Raw genomic sequence first — 7,870 nt, 5'->3', positions numbered from 1 at the left:
GGCTGGTCAGGCGTCGCGCTCGGCGGCGAGGGAGCGGACGGCGTCCGCGAACGCCTCGCCCCGCTTGTTGTAGTTGACGAACATGTCCATCGAGGCGCAGGCCGGGGCGAGGAGCACCGTGTCGCCGGGCTGGGCGAGCCGTTCCGCCTCCTGGACCGCCGCCGCCATCGCCCCAGTGTCGGTCCGGTCGAGGTCGACGACCGGAACCTGCGGGGCGTGTCGCGCGAGGGCTTCGCGGATGAGGGCGCGGTCGGCGCCGATGAGGACGGCGCCGCGCAGCCGGGCGGCCGACTTCTGGACGAGCTCGTCGAACGTGGCGCCCTTGGCGAGGCCGCCGGCGATCCAGACGATCGGGTCGTAGGCGGCCAGCGACGCCTCGGCGGCGTGCGTGTTGGTGGCCTTGGAGTCGTCGACGTACGAGACGCCGGCGACCTCCTCGACGTACTCGATGCGGTGCGGCTCCGGGCGGAAGGCGCGCAGGCCGTCGCGGACCGCGGAGGGCTCCACGCCGAAGGCGCGCGCGAGGGCGGCCGCGGCGAGGGCGTTGGCGATGTTGTGCGGGGCCGGGGGCTGGACGTCGGAGACCTGGGCGAGTTCCTGGGCCTGCTTCTGCCGGTTCTCGACGAAGGCGCGGTCCACGAGGAGGTCCTCGACGACACCGACCTGGGAGGGGCCCGGGGTGCCGAGGGTGAAGCCGATGGCGCGGCAGCCCTCCTCGACGTCGGCCTCGCGGACCAGGTCCTCGGTGGCCTTGTCGGCGGCGTTGTAGACGCAGGCGACGGTGTTGCCCTCGTAGACGCGTCCCTTGTCGGCGGCGTACGCCTCCATGGAGCCGTGCCAGTCGAGGTGGTCGGGCGCCAGGTTGAGGACGGCGGCCGAGTGGGCGCGGAGGCTGGGCGCCCAGTGGAGCTGGTAGCTGGACAGTTCGACGGCGAGGACGTCGTACTCCTCGTCGCCGAGTACGGCGTCGAGGAGGGAGACGCCGATGTTGCCGACGGCGGCGGTGCGCAGCCCGGCGGCCTCCAGGATGGAGGCGAGCATGCGGACCGTGGTGGTCTTGCCGTTGGTTCCGGTGACGGCGAGCCAGGGCGCGGGCTTCCGGCCGCCGAGGCCGCGCAGCCGCCAGGCCAGCTCGACGTCGCCCCAGACCGGGACGCCGGCCGCGTCGGCGGCGGCGAACAGCGGCTTGTCGGGGCGCCAGCCGGGTGCCGTGACGATCAGCTCGGTGCCGTCGGGGAGCGTGTCGCCGTCACCGAGGCGGACGGTGATGCCTTCGGCCTCCAGTTCGGCGGCCTGCGCGCGGGCGCGGTCGTCGTCGCCGTCGTTGACGACGGTGATCCGGGCGCCCAGGCCGTGCAGGACGCGGGCGGCGGGGACGCCGCTCACGCCCAGGCCCGCGACGGTGACCCGCTTGCCCTGCCAGTACTCGGCGACCGGAACGTTCGTGCTCACTTGTCGGCTGCCCATCCCGCGTAGAAGAGCCCCAGACCCACGATGACGCACATGCCCTGGATGATCCAGAACCGGACCACGACGAGGACCTCGGACCAGCCCTTGAGTTCGAAGTGGTGCTGGAGCGGTGCCATGCGGAAGACCCGCTTGCCGGTGAGGCGGAACGAGCCGACCTGGATGATCACGGAGAGGGTGATCAGGACGAAGAGGCCGCCGAGGATCGCCAGCAGCAGCTCCGTACGGGAGGTGATGGCGAGGCCGGCGAGGGCGCCGCCGAGTGCGAGCGAGCCGGTGTCGCCCATGAAGATCTTCGCGGGCGAGGTGTTCCACCACAGGAAGCCGAAGCAGGCGCCCATGAGTGCGGCGGCCACGACGGCGAGGTCGAGGGGGTCGCGTACCTCGAAGCAGGCGTGCGGATTGGTCAGGGTCTCCGCGTTGACGCAGGACTCCTGGAACTGCCAGAGCCCGATGAACGTGTACGCGCCGAAGACCATCACGGAGGCGCCGGTGGCGAGGCCGTCCAGGCCGTCCGTGAGGTTCACACCGTTGGACATGGCGAGGATCATGAACAGCGCCCAGACGACGAACAGCACCGGGCCGATGGTCCAGCCGAAGTCGGCGATGAACGACAGCTTGGTGGAGGCGGGGGTCAGGCCCCGCTTGTCCGAGAACTGGAGCGCCAGGACGGCGAAGGCGACACCGACGATCAGCTGGCCGGCCATCTTCGCCTTGGCCCGCAGACCGAGCGAACGCTGCTTGACGATCTTGATGTAGTCGTCGAGGAAGCCGACGAGCCCCATGCCGGCCATCAGGAACAGCACCAGCAGACCCGAGTAGGTGGGGTCCTCGCCGGTGATGACCTTCGCCAGGGCGTACGCGATGAGCGTGGCCAGGATGAAGGAGATGCCGCCCATGGTGGGCGTGCCCTTCTTGCTGCCGTGCGTGCGCGGGCCGTCGTCCCGGATGAACTGCCCGTATCCCTTGCGGGCCAGGAGCTTGATCAGCAGCGGCGTACCGATCAGGGTCAGGAAGAGCCCGATGGCTCCCGCGAAGAGGATCTGCCTCATCGGCCGGCGACCTCGCCCTCGGTGGTGTTCTCGAGCAGTGCCTGGGCGACCCGCTCGAGCCCGACCGACCTGGAAGCCTTCACCAGCACGACGTCTCCCGGACGCAGTTCACTGCGCAACAGGTCGATCGCCGCCTGCGTGTCGGACACGTGCACCGACTCCTCACCCCACGAACCCTCGTTATATGCGCCCAGTTGCAGCCAGGACGCTTCCCTGCCCCCGACTGCGACGAGCTTGCCGACATTGAGCCGGACGGCGAGCCGTCCGACCGCGTCGTGCTCGGCGAGCGCCTCGTCGCCGAGCTCGGCCATCAGACCGAGCACCGCCCACGTGCGCCCCCCCTTGGCCCGTGCGGCCTCGCCCATGGCGGCCAGTGCGCGCAGGGCGGCCCGCATGGACTCCGGGTTCGCGTTGTAGGCGTCGTTGACGATCGTCACACCGTCCGGACGCTCGGTGACCTCCATGCGCCAGCGGGAGAGGGAGCCCGCCTCGGAGAGCGCGGCGGCGATCTCGTGCACGGGCATGCCCAGCTCATGGGCGACGGCGGCCGCGGCGAGCGCGTTCGACACGTGGTGCTCACCGTACAGGCGCATGGTCACGTCACTGCACCCGGTGGGTGTGTGAAGCTTGAAAGAGGGCTGTCCGTTCTCTGTGAGACGGACATTTTCGGCGCGTACGGACGCGTCGTCGGCCTCTCCGAAGAAGACCACGCGCGCCTTGGTGCGGGACGCCATCGCCTTCACCAGCGGGTCGTCGGCGTTCAGTACGGCCACGCCGCCGTCCTCCGCCGCCGGGAGCGCCTCCACGAGTTCGCCCTTGGCCTGGGCGATCTGCTCGCGGCCGCCGAACTCGCCGATGTGGGCGGAGCCCACGTTGAGGACGAGGCCGACACGGGGCGGGGTCAGCTCGGCGAGGTAGCGGATGTGGCCCACACCGCGGGCGCCCATCTCCAGGACGAGGTGCTGGGTGTCCTCCGTGGCGCGCAGGGCCGTGACGGGCAGCCCGATCTCGTTGTTGAGGTTGCCGGCCGGCCAGACCGTCGGGCCCTTGCGCTGGAGGAGCTGCGCGATGAGGTCCTTGGTGCTGGTCTTGCCGGCGGAGCCCGTCAGTGCGACGACGGTGGAGCCGAGGCGCTCGACGACGGTGCGGGCGAGCGCGCCGAGCGCGGCGGTGACGTCGGGTACGACGATGGCCGGTACGCCGACGGGGCGGGTGGCCAGGACGGCCACCGCTCCCGCGGCGACGGCGCGCTCCGCGTAGTCGTGCCCGTCGACGTGCTCGCCGGCGAACGCGGCGAAGAGACTGCCGGGCTCGACCTGGCGGGAGTCGTAGACGACGGATCCGGTGACCTGGACTGCCGGATCCGGTATGTCGTACGACTGCCCGCCGACGATTGCGGCGATCTCGGTGAGGGAGAGGGCGATCACTTCTTCATCCCTGACTGTTCTGGATGGCTTCCCGCAGGACCTGGCGGTCGTCGAAGGGGCGGACCACGCCTGCGATGTCCTGGCCCTGTTCGTGGCCCTTGCCCGCGACGAGCACGGTGTCCCCGGGCTGCGCGCGGGCCACGGCGGCGGCGATCGCGGCGGCCCGGTCCTCGAACACGGCCACCTCGCCGCGCTCGTGGACCGGCACCTCGGCGGCGCCGGCGAGCATGGCCGCCAGAATCGCGAGGGGGTCCTCGGAGCGGGGGTTGTCGGAGGTCAGTACGGCGGTGTCGGCGAAACGGGCCGCCGCGGCGCCCATGGGGCCGCGCTTGGTGACGTCGCGGTCGCCGCCGCAGCCGAGCACGATGTGCAGCCTGCCCTCGGTGACCTTGCGCAGCGCGCGCAGCACCGACTCGACGGCGTCCGTCTTGTGGGCGTAGTCGACGACGGCGAGGTACGGCTGGCCGGCGTCGACGCGCTCCAGGCGGCCGGGGACGCCCGGTACGGCGGCGATGCCGTCGGCGGCGGTCTGCGGGTCGATCCCGGCGACGGCGAGCGTGACGACGGCGGCGAGGGTGTTGGCGACGTTGAAGGTGCCGGGCAGCGGGGCGGTGGCGGTGACGTGCTCGTCCTTGGGGCCGACGATGGTGAACGTGCTGCCCAGGGGGCCGATTTCGACGCCCTCGGCGCGCCAGTCGGCGTCCGGGTGGCCCTCGGCGGAGAAGGTGACGACGGGCACGGTGGCCTCGTTCACCAGCCTCCTTCCGTACTCGTCGTCAAAGTTGACGACTCCTTGGCGAGAGCGGCGGGGGGTGAACAGCTGCGCCTTGGCCTGGAAGTAGTCCTCCATGCCGGAGTGGAACTCCATGTGCTCCGGGCTGAGGTTGTTGAAGACGGCGACGTCGAAGACGCAGCCGTCGACCCGGCCGAGCACGAGGGCGTGGCTGGAGACCTCCATGGCGACCGCCTCGACGCCGCGTTCGCGCATGACGGCGAACAGGGCCTGGAGGTCGGTGGCCTCCGGGGTGGTGCGTTCGGACTTGATGCGCTCGTCGCCGATGCGCATCTCGACGGTGCCGATCAGTCCGGTCTTCCGGCCGGCGTTCCGCAGGCCGCCCTCGACGAGGTACGCGGTGGTGGTCTTGCCGGAGGTGCCGGTGATGCCGAGCTGCAGGAGGTCGCCGCCGGGGCGGCCGTAGATGTCGGCGGCGAGCTCGCCCATCCGGCCGCGCGGGTCGTCGACGACCAGGACCGGCAGGCCGGTCGCGGCGGCGCGGTCGGCGCCGGACGGGTCGGTGAGGACGGCGACGGCGCCGAGGTCGGCAGCCTGGGCGGCGAAGTCGGCGCCGTGGACGCGTGCGCCCGGCAGCGCGGCGTACACGTCGCCGGGGCGGACGGCCCGGGAGTCGTGCGTGATGCCGGTGACCTCCCCCTCGTACGGCCGGTGCGGCTCGTGCGGAGCGGGGGCGCCCAGCCGGGCGGCCAGTTCGCCGAGGGGGGTGGGGCGGACCTGGACCGGACGGGGCGCTCCCGGCTGTTTCGCGGGGGCGTCCTGGTCGGTGCTTCGGGACTGATCAGCGTGTGGCACGGCGGTGAGCGTACCGGGCGTACCCGTGATCGGGCTAAATGAGGCCGCCGGGTCACGGTGGGTGCCGGATCGGTTCCCGGGGTCGGGCGTGATCGTGGTCACTGGGGGCTCCCCTCGGTCAGGTGCCGGGTGTGAAGGTGACCGGCATCCGCGGGGGCTGCTTTCCGGTCGGGGCGGCGTGCAGGGTCTTCAGGGCGAACTCCATGACCTTCTTGTGGACGGGGCCGCAGATCTGGCCGCCGAAGTAGCTGCCCTTGGTGGGGTTCTGGATGGCGCAGTAGACGGTGATCTGCGGGTCGTCGGCCGGGGCGAAGCCGGCGAAGGACGCGGTGTAGCCCTTGTAGCGGCCGAGTTGCGGGTCGACGCGGTTGGCGGTGCCGGTCTTGCCGGCGACGCGGTAGCCGGGGATGGCGGCCTTGGTGCCGGTGCCCTCCTCGTCGTCGACGACCGACTCCAGCATGGCGGCGAGGGTCTTGGCGGTCTTGTCGCTGACGACGCGTGTCTGCTCCGGTGCCGGGGCGGGGGTGAAGCGGCCGTCGGGGCCGCGGGTGCCGCGGACGAGGGTCGGCTCGATGCGTACGCCGTTGTTGGCGATGGTCGAGTAGACGGAGGCCGCCTGCATGGCGTTGATGGACAGGCCCTGGCCGAACGGGATCGTGTACTGCTGCGAGGTGTTCCAGTCCTGCGGCTTGGCGAGGATGCCGGAGGTCTCGCCGGGGTAGCCGAGTCCTGTGGGGCTGCCGATGCCGAACTTGCGCAGGTAGGAGTGGAGGACCTGGTTGGCCTCCGCCTGGTTCTCGCCGAGCTGGCCGGTGGCCAGGATGGTGCCGATGTTGGACGACTTCGCCAGGACGCCGTTGAGGGTGAGGTACCAGGTGGGGTGGTCGATGTCGTCCTTGAAGAGCCGGTCGCCGCGGTGCAGCCGGTTGGGGACGACGACGTGGGTGGCGGGCGTGGCGACGCCTTCTTCGAGGACGGCGGCCATCGACATGACCTTGGCGGTGGAGCCGGGTTCGTAGGCGTCCTGGAGGGCGGCGTTGCCCATGGCGGCGGCGTTGGCCTGGGAGAGGTCGTTGGGGTCGAAGCCGGGGGCGTTGGCCATGGCCAGGACCTCGCCGGTCCTGGTGTTCTGGACGATGACGTAGCCGCGGTCGGCGCGTGAGGTGGCGACCTGCTCGCTGATGGCCTTCTGGGCGGCCCACTGGATGTCCCGGTCGATGGTCAGCTCGATGTCGGAGCCGGGGACGGCGGGGGTCTCGCGGGCGTCGGCGGTGGGGACGCGGCGGCCGCCGGAATGGGCGTACGTGATCTTGCCGTCGCGGCCGGCGAGCTCCTTGTCGAGCATCGATTCCAGGCCACCGGCGCCGCGGCCCTCGGCGTTGACCCAGCCCAGTATCCCGGCGGCGAGGTCGCCGTTCGGGTAGACGCGCTTGGTGCTCTTCTCGCTGAGGACGCCGGCGAGGACGCTGACGCCGGGACCGCCCTTGGCCTTGTCCTCGCGGGCCTTCTTGGCGAAGAGGTTCTTGAGGTCCTTGATCTGGTTCCAGACCTGGGGGGTCTGCTTGCGGGCGAGGACGGCGTAGCGGGGCGAGGGCGGCGTCTTGAGGGTGCGGACGAGGTCGGCGGGGTCCTTGCCGAGGATCGGCGCGAGGAGGGCGGCGGCCTGCTCGGGGGCGTCCGGGATCTTCGCCTCGCCGGGCGTGAACATCTTGGGGTCGGCTGTGATGTCGTACGCGTCGACGCTGGTGGCGAGGGAGATGCCGGAGCGGTCGGTGATCTCGCCGCGCTCGGCGGCCAGCTTGTGGCTGAGGTACCGGTTCTTCTCGGCCTTGGCGGCGTACGCGCTCGCGTCGACGGCCTGGACCTGGAGGAGGCGGACGACGAAGGCCAGCATGACGAGGGTCAGGCCGATGCTGACGAGGCGCAGGCGGGGGCGGGGGTTGCCGAGCCGGATGGGCTGCCCGGCGGCCGCGGGGCGGCGCGGCGGGGCTTGGCGGGGGCGGCGGGGGGTGGGGCGGGTGGTGTCGGTGGTGTTCGTGGTGCGCTTGGTGTTGCTGGTGCGGTTGGTGGCTTTGGGGGCCTTGTTCCGGGCGGTGCCGCCGGTGCCGGGGCGTCCGGTGGGGCGCTGGGTGCCGGCGGGGCGGGGGACGCGGCGGCGCGGAGGTTCCTTGGAGGGCACTGCGTCACCTGCCGGGGGTCGTCGGGACGGGGCTCTGCGGGACTGCGGGCGCGGAGGCGGGCGGTGCGGAGGCCGGGGGTCCGGAGGCCGGGGTGCTCGGGGCGGTCGACCTTGCCGTACGGCCGCTCAAGGACGCCGGCCCCGGTCTCGTACGGGC

Annotated in this window: 5 protein-coding genes; all 5 read right to left on the bottom strand. The window is 72.0% G+C overall.

Annotated elements, in window-relative coordinates; genetic code table 11:
* Window positions 1-6 precede the first annotated feature (6 nt).
* The 5 genes from murD to HTZ82_RS06955 are packed head-to-tail and all read right to left on the bottom strand — an operon-like array spanning window position 7 to window position 7,713.
* Window positions 7-1,467 carry a UDP-N-acetylmuramoyl-L-alanine--D-glutamate ligase gene (gene murD, locus HTZ82_RS06975; protein ID WP_175408411.1) on the bottom strand — a complete coding sequence of 487 codons (1,461 nt, stop codon included), beginning with the start codon at window positions 1,465-1,467 and terminating at the stop codon, window positions 7-9.
* Complete coding sequence (mraY, locus tag HTZ82_RS06970; RefSeq protein ID WP_175408410.1) at window positions 1,449-2,519, bottom strand: phospho-N-acetylmuramoyl-pentapeptide-transferase; 1,071 nt, start codon at window positions 2,517-2,519, stop codon at window positions 1,449-1,451. The genes murD and mraY overlap by 19 nt, the downstream gene beginning before the upstream one ends.
* The gene (murF, locus tag HTZ82_RS06965; RefSeq protein ID WP_175408409.1) at window positions 2,516-3,946 is read right to left on the bottom strand and encodes a UDP-N-acetylmuramoyl-tripeptide--D-alanyl-D-alanine ligase; all 1,431 of its coding nucleotides are present in this window, start codon (window positions 3,944-3,946) and stop codon (window positions 2,516-2,518) included. The genes mraY and murF overlap by 4 nt, the downstream gene beginning before the upstream one ends.
* A 4-nt stretch (window positions 3,947-3,950) precedes the next feature.
* Window positions 3,951-5,636, bottom strand: coding sequence for a UDP-N-acetylmuramoyl-L-alanyl-D-glutamate--2,6-diaminopimelate ligase (locus HTZ82_RS06960; RefSeq protein WP_175408408.1), 1,686 nt, complete (start codon window positions 5,634-5,636; stop codon window positions 3,951-3,953).
* 16 nt (window positions 5,637-5,652) lie between these two features.
* A complete protein-coding gene (locus tag HTZ82_RS06955; RefSeq protein ID WP_309235346.1) occupies window positions 5,653-7,713 on the bottom strand; it encodes a penicillin-binding protein 2 in 2,061 nt (686 codons plus the stop codon).
* Window positions 7,714-7,870 lie beyond the last annotated feature (157 nt).

Source organism: Streptomyces sp. TRM64462, from assembly GCF_013362995.1.
Taxonomy (GTDB): Bacteria; Actinomycetota; Actinomycetes; order Streptomycetales; family Streptomycetaceae; genus Streptomyces.
This window is presented reverse-complemented; position numbering and strand designations above follow the sequence as displayed.

What these genes read in the sequence shown, in the direction of transcription:
- murD (WP_175408411.1), bottom strand. Translation starts at nt 1,467, where the DNA reads ATGGGCAGCCGACAAGTGAGCACGAACGTTCCGGTCGCCGAGTACTGG.
- mraY (WP_175408410.1), bottom strand. Translation starts at nt 2,519, where the DNA reads ATGAGGCAGATCCTCTTCGCGGGAGCCATCGGGCTCTTCCTGACCCTG.